Source organism: Rhodoferax sp. GW821-FHT07G04 (assembly GCF_059418585.1).
The window spans coordinates 1,473,069-1,487,125 of the sequence record NZ_JBWKQD010000001.1 but is presented as its reverse complement, the minus strand read 5'-3'; the positions used below and the strand labels follow the sequence as shown (position 1 = coordinate 1,487,125).

The following is a 14,057-nucleotide window of genomic DNA, read 5'->3' as shown; positions in this document are numbered from 1 at the left end:
AGATAGCTTTCACACCGGTGGTGTCGTGGGCGTTCCCTGGTGGTAATACAGTTGCCATCCCTGGTCGCCCTGGCGCCAGACCGATGAGCGCAGGGCATGGTCGGCGGTCTGTCCATCGCCCAGCCGGTGCGCTGAGTGGTAGGTCAACAGTGCACAGCCCTCTGCCAAGGCGGTGACCGCATAGCCGCCCGATTCCACGGACGGCTGCGTTTCCAAGCTTGCCAGATACCGCACGATGGTGTCGCGGTCATACCGCCGCCCGGAGCGACCCACTTCATGAAAATCGGGGTGTAGCAGACGTTCCAGTCGCTCACGGGAGCAGCGCACGCCGGGGTGGTGGAGCTCGGCCTCCAGCTTCTGGAGGGTTTCCAATAGATCGGGTGTAGGGCTTGGCATGTGCCGCGTTTATCGCATATTTCCTGGCGCAACTGGCCGTCGTGGACTTCCTTTGCGCCGGGCACCCGAAATGGGGGCACCGCTCATCTCGGTATTTACCCTGATCATCGCGCCCAGGTGCCGCTCATCACAAAGCCCGTGCAATGGGCGAGGGCGGGTTTTACATTCTCTTCAACGGGCCACGTCGGCCCCCCTTACAGGAGAGAAACATGAACACATCGCGCACTACCAAATTCTTCGGCTTTGTAGCCGCCGCCATTGTGGCTATCACTATCAACGGCGGCATGCTGTTGAAGTTTGACCAGTTGGCACAGCAGCAAGCCCAGTCTCAACCCACCACCGTGGTGCTGGAAACCGTGACCATCGTTGCCCGCCGCTCGTAAGCGCTTGGCACATGGCACGGTCGACAGGGAGCGTAGCGCAGGCTCCACCAGCAGAATACGCGCAAAAGAAAAAAGGGCGAACCCATTCGGATTCGCCCTTTCTATTTGTGCCGGCTTCAGACCAGCGCGGCGGCTGTGGGTGCCAGCGCGTAGTGGTCAAACTGCATCGAATAGCTGGCGCGGCCCGAGGTCAGGGCGCGCAAACTACCGATATAGCCAAACAGATTCTGCAACGGAACCATGGCATGGATGACCGCTGCATTACCCACCTGTTCTTGCTGGCGCACCATGCCCCGTCGCCGGTTCAGGTCGCCAATACAGTCGCCCACATAGTTTTGCGGCGTCGTCACCTGCACCGCCATTACGGGCTCCAGCATCACGGCGCCTGCGGCCTTTTGAGCTTGCATGAAAGCCGCGCTGCCTGCCAGTTCAAATGCCAGCGTTGACGAGTCACGCTCGTGGAAGCTGCCGTCTTCCAGCACCACCAGGGCATCCACCACCGGATAGCCGGCCAGCACACCGGCGCGTGCTGCACGGCGCACACCGGTCTCTACGCTGGGAATGAATTCACGGGGGATTGCGCCCCCAGCAATTTCACTCTCAAAGCGCAGGCCCTCACCCCGCGGCAACGGTTCCACGCGCAAGGCCACGTCCGCAAATTGCCCAGGTCCACCGGACTGCTTCTTGTGCACATAACGCACATGGGCGGGGTGGCGCACGGTTTCCCGCAGCGCAACCTGGGGCTGCCCTGTATGCACCGATACGCCAAAGCGGCTGCGCAGCTTCTCCAGCGTCACCTCCAGCTGCAACTCGCCCACGCCCGACAGCAGGGTCTGCCCTGATTCACTGTCCTGGCTCAGGCGCAGGCTGGGGTCTTCGTCCACCAGCGTGTGCAGCCCGCGTGAAAAGCTGGCCTGGTCTTCGCGCGATACGGGCTCCACCGCCATCGTGATGACGGGCTCGGGTGCGTGGATTTCTTCCAGCACCAGCACTTGCTCCGGGGCGCACAGCGTTTGCCCCGTCTTGCTGCCTTTGAGCCCGGTCACGGCCACGATGTCACCGGCCGTCGCATGGGCCAACTCTTCGCGCTTGTCAGCGTGCATTTGCACAATCCGTGACAGCCGCTCGCGTTGCCCCGTGCTGCTATTGAGCACCACGCTGCCGGCATGCGCCTCCCCACGGTAAACCCGCAAGTAGTTCAGGGCGCCATGCTCGTCATGCACCACCTTGAATACCAAGGCGACAAAGCCATCACCGGCACCCAATGCCTGCTCGCGGTCTTCGGGCGCAGGCAGGTAGTCGACCACCGCATCCAGCAGCGGCTCCACGCCCTTGTTCTTCAGTGCAGAACCGGCGAACACGGGCACGAAGGCGCGCTTGAGCGTGCCTTGGCGGATGGCGGCGCGCAACTGCGCGACGGATATCTCCCCGTCGTCCAGGTAGGCGGCCAGCGCTGCATCGTCCTGCTCCACGGCAGCCTCTACCAGCGCCCGGCGCGCCGTTTGCGCGGCGGACAGCAGGTGCGCAGGTATGGGCTCGTGCAGCAAGACGGCATGGCCGTGTTCATCCAGCGGCCAACGCAGGGCCTGCATCGTCAACAGATCGATGACGCCTTCGAACTCGGACTCCTGGCCCCATGGCAGTTGCATGACCAGGGGCCGAGTGCCCAAGCGCTCAGCCATCATGGCTACGACGCGTGAAAAGTCCGCGCCCGTGCGATCGAGCTTGTTGACCAGGGCAATGCGTGGCACGCCGTACTGGTCGGCCAAACGCCAATTGGTTTCGGTCTGCGGCTCTACACCTGCCACGCCGTCGAACACCACGACGGCCCCGTCGAGCACGCGCAGGGAGCGATTGACCTCGATGTTGAAGTCAATGTGCCCTGGCGTATCGATCAGGTTGATCTGGTGCTCGCGCCAAGTGACGGTCGTGGCAGCACTGTTGATGGTGATGCCGCGCGCGCGTTCTTGCGGGTCGTAGTCCATGACGGTATTGCCTTCATGCACTTCACCGGTGCGGTGGATGGCGCCCGTCACATACAGAATCCGTTCACTGACGGTTGTTTTGCCGGCATCCACGTGCGCAATGATGCCGATGTTGCGAAGTTGTCGCTTGTTCATATTCTTATTCCTAAAAGACAAAACCCCGGCCGTTGTTTGGGTTGGGCCAGGGTTTTCCAGGCCCGTTGCATTGCAACCGGCTTGTTGAGAAAACCCGAAAACTAGGGGCTCAAGTCTTGCGCTGAAGCTGCAGCACCAATGGACGAGCGCAAGCCCACCATCCACTGGTGCGGATGAATTGTGGCGATCTGCTTGTCATAGGTACGCATAAGAAATACTCGTTACGAAAACAAAAACCCCGCACAGTGAACTGCCGGGGTTTGGGGGATCAAAGTCCGGCAAGACGCGAAGCCTTGCCGCCAATGCGGTAAGGCTAGATGAGGATTAATGCTTTGATACTGAACATGGCTCTATTGTAAGACGACTTGGATTTTTTTGCTTGCAGGGTCTTGGTTGGCTAGACAAGGATTGGCGTTCTAATGCAGGTTTATGCAGAGCCTTCCATCCGCTGTTCTGGAGTCTTGGGACTACGCCGTTGCGGCCGACTCGCAAGGCGTGATCCTGCCCGACGGTTGCCGTGATCTGATCGTCATAACCACGCCAGGCCAGGCGCCGCGTTGGATGGTCAGCGACCTGGACGACACGGCGCGGACGATAGACCGCGTGGCGGGGCAGTGCTTCCAGGGCTATCGCCTGCACCCCGGCGCCCTGGTGAATGCCGCTGCACTGCTGCAGACCATTGCTGATCGCTCGCCCCGTGATGCAGAGGACGTGCTGGCACTGGTCGATATGCAGGTGCGCGTCGACACGCGCATTGCCGATGCACTCCACAGTCTGCAACACAGCGGCAGTGTGGACGCTGCCGCTCGCCAGTTGGGTGTGTCGCAGCGCAGCCTGCAGCGCCTGGTCACGACCGGCACTGGTCGCGCGCCGGCCTACTGGCGAGGGTTGGCCCGCGTGCGTCGCGCGGCGCGGGTCTTGGCGCAGCCGTCCGATGATCTGCCACCCTTGGTGCAACTGGCCGCTGACCATGGCTATGCCGACCAGGCCCACATGAGTCGGGCCTTTCGTCGTTGGCTGGGATGCTCGCCCAGCGTGCTGCTGGCATCTCCCGCGTTGCGCGAGTTGGTTAGCGCTTCGGGCTACGGCTAGACCTTTGGTTGTGCTCCGAGAACGTTGGGGAGTGCGATCCCTGATTTGCGCGCTTGATCTATAACCTGCTGGGCTTCTGCCCGGCTCCCGGTAGCGAGGGTGTAATGGTATTGATGAATCGCCGTTTCTGCATTGGGCGGTGTGAATGCCGTGCTGAGTTGGAAGTAGCCAGCGTAAGAAGTGTCGTTGCGCATGCGCGTTGCGAGTGTCTCAGCGTACTGTGCGTCGGCATGGCGGAAGATAAGCCAAGCCCAAGTGCTTGACTTGGAAGGGTATCTGCGGTCACGGTCATGAATCAGGTTCATTACCTCCATGAGGTCTGCATCAGCCAACGCGATCCGACGGAACGCGGGGTCTTCGTCAATATGCAGGACCAGTAAAGTCGACAAATCGATCGTCCGAGCGTGCTTGGATACAGCGTCGGCAAATATGGCGTTGGCTTTCATCAAGCGCAAGGTTGCACGTGTTTCCAATGCTTGCATCAATATGGACTGTGTTGCGGAGCTGGGGTGGCCTGCGCGCGCCTTACGTGCGATTTTGACAAGCGCATCGGCATCAACGGGCTGCCCCCAGCGTGCCAATGTGATTTGCGATTCAACCCATTGCCCTGCCGCAACCGCCGAGGTTACGGGTTGACGCTCGAGATTTGGCTGCTGCAACACGGTCGCCAGCTGCTTGCTATTGGCAACCATCGCTTCAAGTTGTTTCGGGTCTACGCCATCGACTATCTTCTGCATGCGTTTCTGTGCGCTGGCCAGGTCCAATTGGGAGGCTTGAGCACGCGCTGCGACAGCCTTCATGGCGGACGCGTCTTCGATCATGCTGAAGAGGCTTACTTGAAAGCCGTAGGACTCCGGGTTGCGGGGGGCAAGCAGTGTTGCCTTCTCGCTATAGCTCAGTGCTTTCTTCACCGCCTCATTGGCGCGCACGGCTAGGCGCAAACGATCACGTGAGGCTTCGTCATTGTGGAGGTACTCCAGCATCTGAAGGTCGCCGCCAGTTCTCAGTAGTTGGAGGTTGACTTTGTCGCCAATGATTGCCGCCACAGCAGCGGAACTGACTGCGGAGATATTGTTGAGTAGCAGCGTGCTGTCGGTGGGCATCATGGCGAGTGCCTGATCCAGCAATGCAAGTCCTCGGTCGCGGTGCTGTGGATCTCCTTCCATCGCGTAGAGAGACAAATGCACCAGCGCCGAGTTGTTGAGCTGTGCTGCGCTCTCCGGCAGTTTTGTGTACTCCGCAACCGCCAATTCATACTCACGCTTGGCATTTACTAATTGGCCTTTTCGTTGAGCGAGTTGTGCGCGGTTTCTGTGCAGTGCAGCTCGGATCATGCCGTTTGACTTGTCTGCACGTTCCAACCAGACAATTTCATCTTCAATATCGATTGTCATGACCGAGCGTTGTTGCGCGGCGGCCCAGCGCTGATCATTGTCTTTGGCGACGCGGTAAGCCTCCTCCGTCAGGGTCTGTGCATCCTGCAAAGCCCCGACCGAACGCAAGATGCCGGCGACGTTGAGCAGAACACCATACTCGCGCTTGTGGGCAGCCAGCAATTCATCGAACAGCTTCTTGCCTTCACTTTGCTTGCCCAGCCAATAGTCCACTTGCCCTAAGTACAGCCTGTAACCGTCGGTGTCGCCGGCCACACCCCGAATGGACAGAAACACTTTTTCGGCTGCTTCAAATTGCACGTTTCGGGCAGCCGGGTCGGTGAGCTTTTGGGCGCGCTGCACAGTCACAATGCCCAGATCCAAGGCGGCCGGAACGATGGCGGCAGACTCGCGCAATGCTTGCGCCAGGGACTTCAAGTTTGCATTCTGCGCGAGCTGCTCGTTGATGTAGTTCGCGACCAAATCCCGTTTGCCTGACTCGTCGGCTGCTTTGTAGCGGTCGTAGAAAGTCGGCTCAGCTTTTCCAGAGCGCAGCGTATCCAACGCAGCTTTCTCTGTGGCGGTGAAGGCCTCGTTGTATTCGGTCTCCCGTTTCACAAAGATCTTTAGCTTCTCTTCCATATAGGGCTGCAATAGCCCATAGCTCTCGTCTAGCAGGCCTTTGCCGGCATAAATTTGACCGAGGATGCGTGCGCCTTCTCCACGGCTCAGCGCGCCGACATGCGGCACGAGCAATGCCTCGCACCGCGTGCAGTCACGTCGGCGATCAAGTAGTGTTGCGTACTCAATAGCAGCGTCGGCATTGCCGGGGTTTGCAGCCACTATGCGCTCCAACAGGGGCTCCAGCGCTGTAGCCAACTTGGCTTTGTCAGTCTCCAGGGGCGCAATCGCGTCCAAGACGGCTCTCGCCCCGATGGGATCTTTGTCGCTATAGGCAGCGGCCAATGTCCAGCCGAGTGCGAGCATGTCTTTGGCAGGCATAGGAGATTGCCCAGCGGCACGTGCACGCTGCGCTTGTGCCAGCACACTGGCCGCATCGGTGGCCGGCAGTGGTTGCAATACCGTTGGAACCAGCAGGGTGCGCAGACCGGCGGCCCCTTGCGCTGCGAGTTCGGAGCGGGACTGTGCAACGCCGACGAAGAGCTCGGCCGCTTGGCGTACTTGTCCGGCCGCAACGGCTTGCGTGGCCTGCTTCAGTTGTCGAGTTGCGACCTGATTGGGGGACTGGTAATACTGCCATCCTCCGAATCCGATGGCGGCCACAGAGATGACCGCTCCCGCAATGATTTTCGCCTTGCCAGTCCTACCTGCCATTTGTTGTTCCTTTTTGGTTTAGAGGCTCCTCCCACAGAGGCGGAGAAAGTATACGGTCCAAACCTCCGTGCTAAGGACTGGTCAAAGGCCAAGCGCAAAAGCTAGCCGCCCATGGGCGTACAAATCTCCACCAGCACGCTGTCCTGGTCTGCCACGTAGGCCACGGTCTGGCCCCAGGGCATCTCTTTCGGTGGCTGCACCAACTCTGCGCCTGCTTTCACGGCCTGCTGCACGGCCGCGGCAACGTCGGATGCCAGCAGTGCGATCTCAAAGCAGGGCGCGTGGGCGTTGGGTGCGCTGGGGTTCTTGCCCAATTGGCGCATTAGCTGGCGGGATGAAAAGGCCAACGTGGTGGTGCCGGTGGCCAGTTCGCCATAGTCGCCGCTGTCGTGCAGAAATTTGGTCTGCATGCCGAAGGCCTTTTCGTAGAAGGCGAGGCTGCGTTTGACGTCTTCAACGTAAATGATGGTGTATCCCAATTGCATGGTGTATGTCTCTTTCAGTCATAGTGATTACGGATGAAACGCAGCGACGATAGGGCAATCTGGGCGCCTTGTCTTGAATAAACCCGCCACTACGCGCTGGGGTGGCGGGCGACAGCGGCGTCTACCGAGGCTTCAGTACAAAGCCAATCTCCAGACCGGCTTCGGTTACTGTGATGCTTCCCGGTTGCATGCCCATGACATCGGCCAGAGCCAAATCCTGAGGGCGCAGTTGGTGCAACACCACTTCCTGCAGCGATTGTTGCGCCAATGCCGGTCCGTAGGCATTAAGCATCTCCACTACGCTGGGCTGCAGGCTGGGAAACTGCAGGCGCTTGAAGCGCAACTGGTTGGCGCGGATCGTGCGGTCGCTGGCCTCGTAACGCAGTGCAAAGCTCACTTCGAAGCGCCCTTGGTGGTTGCGCTGCAACGCGGGGCCTGCGGCTTCTACCGCCATGTCGGCGCTGACGCGGTTTTGCTCGGGCCACAGATGCAGCTGGGGCACTTGCAGATCCAGATTCAACACGCCGGGCAGCGGATAGCGCATCGGAAAGCGTTGTGCCATGGAGCGCTGCAACTGCTCCATCGTTACGGTGTAGTGCGGCTTGCCCTGGGGGGCGGCGTCTGCTGCCTCTTCGGGTGGTGTCGCCGCTTGAGCCCAACTTGACATGCCTACGCCCAGCGCCAGGATGGCCAGCACAGATCTGCGCAGCAGGTTCATGTCGCGTGGACAGGCGTGGCAGCCGATGCCTGGGAGGGGCGCAGGTATAGGCCCAGTGCCGCGGCCATCACCGCGAACGCGGCGCCCACCCCAAAGGCCAATTGGTAGCCGCTGTTCAGGGCCAAGACCGCCTGTGCGCCGCTGGCGCGCAGCGCATCGGTGCGGGCATCGGCCAGGCTGGCCAGCACGGCCAGACCCAGCGCGCCGCCCATCATGAAGGCCGTGTTGACTACGCCTGAAGCCAGGCCCGAATCCGCGGGGCGGACCCCGTCCATCGCCACCAGTAGCAATGGGTTCAGCGCCATGCCGGCGCCCAGGCCCAACAGCACCATGCCGGGCAGCACATCAATCCAGATGTCGCCACCCACCGGTGCGCGGGCAAACAGCGCCAGGCCTATGGCGGCCAGCATCAAGCCGCCCGCCAAGGGCATGCGTATGCCCCAGCGCATCACCATCTTGGCCGACAGGCCCAGCGAAAACGTCGCCATGATGATGTTGGACGGCAAGAAGGCCAGGCCCACCTGCATGGCGCTATAGCCCAACACCAACTGCATGTACAGCGCCGACACAAAGAACCACGCAAACATGGCGGCCGACCACAGCACGCCCACGCCGTTGGATAGGCTGAGGTTGCGCGAGCGGAACAGGCCTAGCGGCACCAGCGGCGCGGCGACACGCGACTCGATAGCCAGGAATACCACAAACAGCGCGACAGCCGCGCCTAGCAGCGCCAGCGTTTGTGTGGATGTCCAGCCCACGCCATTGCCGTTGACGATGGCATAGACGGCCAGCATCAGGGATAGGGTGACGGTGAAGGCGCCCGCCACATCCAGGCGCTGACCGTGGGCCTGGCCGCGGCCATCGGGCAACAGGCGCAGGCAGGCGGCGTAAATGACCACGCCCAGCGGCAGGTTGACCAGGAACACCCAGTGCCAGTTCAGCGTGCTGGTCAGCAGGCCGCCCAGCAGCACGCCCACGCTGCCACCGCCGGCGCAGACAAAGCCATAGACGCCCATGGCCTTGGCGCGTTCCGCCGGCTCGGTGAACAGGGCCATGATCAGCGACAGCGCCACGGCCGACACCACAGCCCCGCCCATGCCTTGCACAGCACGCGCAGCAATCAGCAACGCTTGCGTATTGGCCAGGCCGCAGGCCAGCGATGCCAGCGTGAACAGCACGATACCGGCCAGAAAGAGGCGACGGTGCCCATACAAGTCCCCCAGTCGCCCACCCAGCAGCAGAAAACCGCCGAAGGTCAGCATGTAGGCATTGACCACCCAGACCAGAGCCGTTTCAGAAAAGCGCAGATCGGCCTGTATGGAGGGCAGAGCAACGTTGACGATAGTGGTGTCCAACACGATCATCAATTCACCCAGGCACAACAAGATCAGGGCGGGCCAGCGCTTATGGGCTTCGATTTGGTGGTGCATGGCGTGAATTTAACCCAGGCATCGGTTCCGTCTGTGGGCTGCGCCACTATGGTGTGATACCGAACAGAGTATGGCGCTGGGAGCTCACACGATGGTGCACCACTCCCAGAAAGGAAAACACCATGCCCAGCAACGCCTGGAGCGCCAAGCGTGAGCGCCAATACACGCATATCAAAGACAGTCTGATGGAACGCGGCAAACCCAAGGATTTGGCGCAGGAAATTGCGGCCCGTGTTGTCAACAAGGAGCGCGCACAGCATGGCGAGTCGCAAACAGCCAGTGCCTCGTCGCTGAACGACATGCCCGCGGGGCGGCGGGGTGGGCTGCGCTCCCATAGCGGCGCAGTTGGACGAACCTTGGCGCAATTGCGCAATGAAGCCAGCCAGCGTGGCCTCAAAGGCCGCTCCAGCATGAACAAGGCCCAACTGGAGCATGCGCTGAAGCGCTGATTTCCAACCTGTCGCCGTGCCCGCTTTATGGGGTGCCGTGCTGAAACCTGTACCCGCAGATATGATGGGGCAAGGTGTATGCAGCGCAGGCAACCAGAATGCATGAGGACGGCGATAGATGACGCAAACCAGCGGGGCGTTGGACCAGACCACACGGGAACTGTCGGCCATATTTGATACGGATGCTATAGGCATAGCCATTGTTGTAGACGACGCCATCGTGCGTTGCAATCGGCGGTTGGAGGAAATCCTGGCCGCAGAGCCAGGGGCGTTGACTGGGAAAGGCACTCGGCAGTTTTACAAAACTCCGGTCGAGCATCTGCAAGCCGTGCAGGCGATTGAGACTGCGTTTGCCGATGGCGGTGTCTACCACCAAGAACAGCAGGCCCAGCGCGTCGATGGCCAGACCGTATGGTTGCGTGTCAGCGGCAGCATGCTGAACCCCGCACGCATGCAAGACGGTGTGGTGTGGTGGGTGCAGGACATGAGTGCCGAGCACGCCATGGAGGACACCATGCGCCGCTCGCTGGATGAGCAGCGCACCATTTTCGACAATGCCGGCGTGGGCATCATGCATGTGCACAAGCGTGTCATCACCCGCTGTAACGAACGTCTAGCCCAAATCCTGGGGTTTGGCGTGCACGAGTTGCTAGGCGGTTCTACCCGCGTCTTCTACGATAGCGACGAGCAGTACAAGCAACTGGGCCGCGACGGCTACCAGGTGCTGAAGGAAGGCCGCACCTTTGACATCGAAATACCGATGCGTCACCGTGATGGCCACGAGGTGTGGGTGCGTGCCACCGGTTGCCTGGTGGCTGGCGCGCCGCTGGACAGCGGCGATGTGATCTGGATCATGGAAGACATCACCGCGCGCAAGCACGACCAGTTGGCGCTGCGCCAGGCGCACGATGAATTGGCCACCACGCTGGAGCATCTGCGCAAAACGCAGGCCGAGTTGGTGCTGGCCGAAAAGCTGGCCGCGCTGGGCTCGCTGGTGGCCGGTGTCGCGCATGAGCTCAATACCCCGGTGGGCAATGCGTTGACGGCTGCGTCCACCTTGCAACAGCGCAGCCAAGAGCTACGCCTGGCCGTCGCCAGCGGCAAGCTGCAGCGCTCGCAACTGGATGGCTTCATGGGGGACCTGTCCGACATTGCCGAGCTGGTGACCCGCTCCTGCGATCGGGCGGCCCAATTGATCAGCGGCTTCAAGCAGTTGGCCGTGGGTCGCACCGCCGAGCGCCGTGGGAATAGCCTGCTACTGCCGTTGGTACAAGAGGTCGTGGCCGCGGAGCAGGCCAAGGCGGGCGGTGCGGCCTGGCAGGTGCACTACGCCATTGCAGCCGACTTGGTATACGAGGGCTATCTACACCCCCTGATCCGTGTGATCAGCGCGCTGGTGGAAAACACCCATACCCATGCCTTTGTGGGGCGTGATCAAGGGGTTTTGCGCGTGGAAGCTACGGCGGCCGATGGGTGGATTGCGCTGCGTTTTGCAGACAACGGCGTAGGCATGGATGCCCGCACCATGGCCTTGATTTTTGATCCTTTCTTCACGACCCGGCTGGGCCAGGGGCGTTCGGGGCTGGGGCTGGCCATTGCGCGCAATCTGGCCACGGCTGTGCTGGGTGGCGAAATAGAAGTGCAATCCCAGGTGGGTGCGGGCTCCACGTTTACCCTGCGCTTTCCCGCCATTGCGCCGCCGCCGTCAGACACCTGAACGCCGAGAGTGACCGTGGATCTCTTTGACGACTTGCAAGCTTCTGTCGACGCCGCTCCAACTCCGCTGGCGGCGGGTGCCATGCTGCTGCATGGTTTTGCCCACGGCATGGACGTGGCGTTGTTGCAGGCCATTGAGTCCGTCGTCGCCCAAGCGCCGCTGCGCCACATGCAGACACCTGGCGGCTACACCATGTCGGTGGCCACCACCAGTTGCGGAAGCCTGGGGTGGGTGTCCGATCCCCACGGCTATCGCTATATCGCGGTGGACCCCTTGAGCGGCAAGCCCTGGCCTGCCATGCCTGCATGTTTCTTGGATCTGGCTCAGCGAGCTGCCGCACAAGCCGGCTACGACAACTTCGCGCCCGAGTCCTGTTTGGTCAACAGCTACTTGCCGGGCGCCAAGTTGTCTCTGCACCAGGACAAGGATGAGAAAGACTTGCGCGCGCCCATCGTGTCGGTGTCACTGGGCTTGCCGGCCGTGTTCCTGTTCGGTGGGACCAAACGCAACGACAAGACCCAGCGCTACCGGCTGCTGCATGGTGATGTCGTGGTGTGGGGCGGGCCATCGCGCCTGGCCTACCATGGCGTGATGCCCTTGGCCGATGGCACACATGCCTTGCTGGGGCGTCGGCGCATCAACTTGACGTTCCGCAGCCCGCGGGTCACGCCCCCACCGTAAGCCCCTTTGCGATTGCCGCTACGATGGCTGTTTTCGTCTTTTCAATCCCTTTTTTATCTGCTGAGACTCCGCATGCACAACCGCCTTTCCCGCGCCGAAGTCCCCATTGAACAGACCTGGAACCTGGACGACCTGTTTGTTTCCGATGCCGATTGGGCGGCCGAGCACGACGCCGTGGATGCCGCGCGCGACGGCGTCAGCCAATACCAAGGCCGCCTGGGTGAGGGTGCCGCAACGCTGCTGGCCTGCCTCAACGCGGTCGAGGTTTTGCAGCAGCGCTTTGTGCGCGTCGTCACCTTTGCCCATTTGCGCAACGCGCAGGACGGTAGTAACCCGCAATCCCAAAGCGCGATGGCGCGCGTGGCCGCATTGGAAGCGCGGCTCAGCGCCAGCATCGCCTTTGTCGATTCCGAAATCTTGCAGCTACCCGAGGGTGTGCTGGAGCAATACCTCGCTAGCGAGCCCGAACTGGCGGTACACCGCATCCGTTTGCAGGATTTGTTGGACATCAAGCCCCACCGTCTAGGCGCCGACACCGAGCGCGTGCTAGCCTCACTGGGTCAGGTGCTTAATGCACCCTATATGGTGTACAGCCGCTCCAAGAGCAGCGACATGCAGTTTGCGCCGTTCACCGATGCGGCAGGCACTACCTATGCCAACTCGGTGAATGGTTTCGAGTCCAACTTCGAATCGCACAGCGATGTGAGCGTGCGGCGCAATGCCTGGCAGTCGTTCAGTGCCGGGCTCAAGGCCTACAACCACACCTATGCGGCCACCTTTGCCACCGAGGTCAACAAAAACGTGGTCATGGCCCGCCTGCGCAACTACGCCAGCACCGAAGACTATTTACTGCAGCCCCACAAGATTCCGCGAGCTGTCTACACCAACATCGTGCAAATCATCCAGGCCGAACTGGCGCCGCACATGCAGCGCTACGCCCGCTTGCGCCGCCGCGTGCTGGGGCTGGACAAGCTGCTGTACTGCGACATCAAGGCGCCGCTGGACCCGGAGTTCAATCCGCGCATCAGTTATGACGAAGGTTGCGCGCTGATCCTTGAATCACTGGCCGTGATGGGCCCCGAGTATTGCGACTTTGCCCGCAAGACCATGACGCAGCGCTGGGTGGACCGCAGCGACAACATCGGAAAATCGTCGGGCGCATTCTGTGCATCGCCTTACGGCGTGCACCCCTACATCCTGATCACCTGGGCTGACACCATGCGCAATGTGTTCACGCTGGCGCATGAGCTGGGCCACGGCGGCCACTTTGGCCTGGCCATGCGCCATCAGCGCTATGTGAACACGCGCCCGGCCATGCCCTTTGTGGAGGCACCTTCCATCATGAACGAGATGCTGCTGGCGCAGCACATCCTGAGCAAGAACAGCGACCTGCGCATGCGCCGCTCCGTCATCATGCAGGTGCTGGGTACCTTCCACCACAATTTTGTGACCCACCTGCTGGAGGCCGAATTGCAGCGCCAGGTCTATGCCTTGGCCGAGAGTGGACAGTCCGTCACCGCGGCGGTGCTCAACCAGTGCAAGGGCAATATCTTGAATGCGTTCTGGGGCGACACCGTGGAGATAGACGACGGCGCCCGCATGACCTGGATGCGCCAACCCCATTACTACATGGGCCTGTACCCCTACACCTATTCAGTGGGACTGGTAGCCTCGACCGCCATGGCGGCCTTGGTCGCCGAAGAGGGCGCGCCCGCCGTGCAGCGCTGGCTCGGCGTCTTGAAAGCTGGCGGCACGATGAAGCCGCTGGAGCTGATGCAGGCTGCGGGCATCGACCTGTCCACGCCTGCGCCCATCCACCAGGCCGTGGCCTATGTGGGCAAGCTGGTGGATGAGCTGGAACACTCGTTCGCGAGCTAG

Annotated in this window: 12 protein-coding genes; 6 read left to right on the top strand and 6 right to left on the bottom strand. The window is 61.4% G+C overall.

Features of this window, described 5'->3' with window-relative positions; genetic code table 11:
* Positions 1 to 9 precede the first annotated feature (9 nt).
* Entirely contained in the window at positions 10 to 396 is a 387-nt protein-coding gene (locus tag AC07OO_RS06830; protein WP_495081293.1) for a nuclear transport factor 2 family protein, read from the bottom strand.
* A gap of 209 nt (positions 397 to 605) precedes the next feature.
* On the opposite strand from AC07OO_RS06830, the gene AC07OO_RS06825 reads away from it, so the two are divergent.
* Complete coding sequence (locus tag AC07OO_RS06825; RefSeq protein WP_495081292.1) at positions 606 to 779, top strand: hypothetical protein; 174 nt, start codon at positions 606 to 608, stop codon at positions 777 to 779.
* A gap of 116 nt (positions 780 to 895) precedes the next feature.
* Here the strand turns inward: AC07OO_RS06825 and fusA are convergent, their stop codons facing one another.
* On the bottom strand, positions 896 to 2,899 hold the full coding sequence (gene fusA, locus AC07OO_RS06820; RefSeq protein ID WP_495081291.1) for an elongation factor G: 2,004 nt from the start codon (positions 2,897 to 2,899) through the stop codon (positions 896 to 898).
* Positions 2,900 to 3,328: 429 nt separating this feature from the next.
* Here fusA and AC07OO_RS06815 point away from each other — a divergent pair, with 429 nt between their 5' ends.
* Positions 3,329 to 3,991, top strand: coding sequence for an AraC family transcriptional regulator (locus AC07OO_RS06815; protein ID WP_495081290.1), 663 nt, complete (start codon positions 3,329 to 3,331; stop codon positions 3,989 to 3,991).
* Here the strand turns inward: AC07OO_RS06815 and AC07OO_RS06810 are convergent.
* The 4 genes from AC07OO_RS06810 to AC07OO_RS06795 form a co-directional block, all read right to left on the bottom strand.
* Entirely contained in the window at positions 3,988 to 6,699 is a 2,712-nt protein-coding gene (locus AC07OO_RS06810; protein ID WP_495081289.1) for a tetratricopeptide repeat protein, read from the bottom strand. The two genes, AC07OO_RS06815 and AC07OO_RS06810, sit on opposite strands and share 4 nt — an antisense overlap.
* 101 nt (positions 6,700 to 6,800) lie before the next feature.
* The gene (locus tag AC07OO_RS06805) at positions 6,801 to 7,184 is read right to left on the bottom strand and encodes a VOC family protein (protein ID WP_495081288.1); all 384 of its coding nucleotides are present in this window, start codon (positions 7,182 to 7,184) and stop codon (positions 6,801 to 6,803) included.
* Positions 7,185 to 7,305: 121 nt separating this feature from the next.
* Entirely contained in the window at positions 7,306 to 7,902 is a 597-nt protein-coding gene (locus AC07OO_RS06800) for a DUF1439 domain-containing protein (protein ID WP_495081287.1), read from the bottom strand.
* Positions 7,899 to 9,332, bottom strand: coding sequence for an MFS transporter (locus AC07OO_RS06795; RefSeq protein ID WP_495081286.1), 1,434 nt, complete (start codon positions 9,330 to 9,332; stop codon positions 7,899 to 7,901). The genes AC07OO_RS06800 and AC07OO_RS06795 overlap by 4 nt, the downstream gene beginning before the upstream one ends.
* A 122-nt stretch (positions 9,333 to 9,454) precedes the next feature.
* On the opposite strand from AC07OO_RS06795, the gene AC07OO_RS06790 reads away from it, so the two are divergent.
* From AC07OO_RS06790 to pepF, 4 genes are all read left to right on the top strand, one after another.
* Positions 9,455 to 9,781, top strand: a complete 327-nt coding sequence (locus AC07OO_RS06790) for a plasmid stabilization protein (protein WP_495081285.1) — start codon at positions 9,455 to 9,457, stop codon at positions 9,779 to 9,781.
* 118 nt (positions 9,782 to 9,899) lie between these two features.
* Complete coding sequence (locus AC07OO_RS06785; RefSeq protein WP_495081284.1) at positions 9,900 to 11,498, top strand: PAS domain-containing sensor histidine kinase; 1,599 nt, start codon at positions 9,900 to 9,902, stop codon at positions 11,496 to 11,498.
* A gap of 9 nt (positions 11,499 to 11,507) precedes the next feature.
* Entirely contained in the window at positions 11,508 to 12,179 is a 672-nt protein-coding gene (gene alkB / locus AC07OO_RS06780; RefSeq protein ID WP_495081283.1) for a DNA oxidative demethylase AlkB, read from the top strand.
* A gap of 72 nt (positions 12,180 to 12,251) precedes the next feature.
* On the top strand, positions 12,252 to 14,057 hold the full coding sequence (gene pepF / locus AC07OO_RS06775) for an oligoendopeptidase F (RefSeq protein WP_495081282.1): 1,806 nt from the start codon (positions 12,252 to 12,254) through the stop codon (positions 14,055 to 14,057).

What these genes read in the sequence shown, in the direction of transcription:
- AC07OO_RS06830 (WP_495081293.1), bottom strand. Translation starts at nt 396, where the DNA reads ATGCCAAGCCCTACACCCGATCTATTGGAAACCCTCCAGAAGCTGGAG.
- AC07OO_RS06825 (WP_495081292.1), top strand. Translation starts at nt 606, where the DNA reads ATGAACACATCGCGCACTACCAAATTCTTCGGCTTTGTAGCCGCCGCC.
- fusA (WP_495081291.1), bottom strand. Translation starts at nt 2,899, where the DNA reads ATGAACAAGCGACAACTTCGCAACATCGGCATCATTGCGCACGTGGAT.
- AC07OO_RS06815 (WP_495081290.1), top strand. Translation starts at nt 3,329, where the DNA reads ATGCAGAGCCTTCCATCCGCTGTTCTGGAGTCTTGGGACTACGCCGTT.
- AC07OO_RS06810 (WP_495081289.1), bottom strand. Translation starts at nt 6,699, where the DNA reads ATGGCAGGTAGGACTGGCAAGGCGAAAATCATTGCGGGAGCGGTCATC.
- AC07OO_RS06805 (WP_495081288.1), bottom strand. Translation starts at nt 7,184, where the DNA reads ATGCAATTGGGATACACCATCATTTACGTTGAAGACGTCAAACGCAGC.
- AC07OO_RS06800 (WP_495081287.1), bottom strand. Translation starts at nt 7,902, where the DNA reads ATGAACCTGCTGCGCAGATCTGTGCTGGCCATCCTGGCGCTGGGCGTA.
- AC07OO_RS06795 (WP_495081286.1), bottom strand. Translation starts at nt 9,332, where the DNA reads ATGCACCACCAAATCGAAGCCCATAAGCGCTGGCCCGCCCTGATCTTG.
- AC07OO_RS06790 (WP_495081285.1), top strand. Translation starts at nt 9,455, where the DNA reads ATGCCCAGCAACGCCTGGAGCGCCAAGCGTGAGCGCCAATACACGCAT.
- AC07OO_RS06785 (WP_495081284.1), top strand. Translation starts at nt 9,900, where the DNA reads ATGACGCAAACCAGCGGGGCGTTGGACCAGACCACACGGGAACTGTCG.
- pepF (WP_495081282.1), top strand. Translation starts at nt 12,252, where the DNA reads ATGCACAACCGCCTTTCCCGCGCCGAAGTCCCCATTGAACAGACCTGG.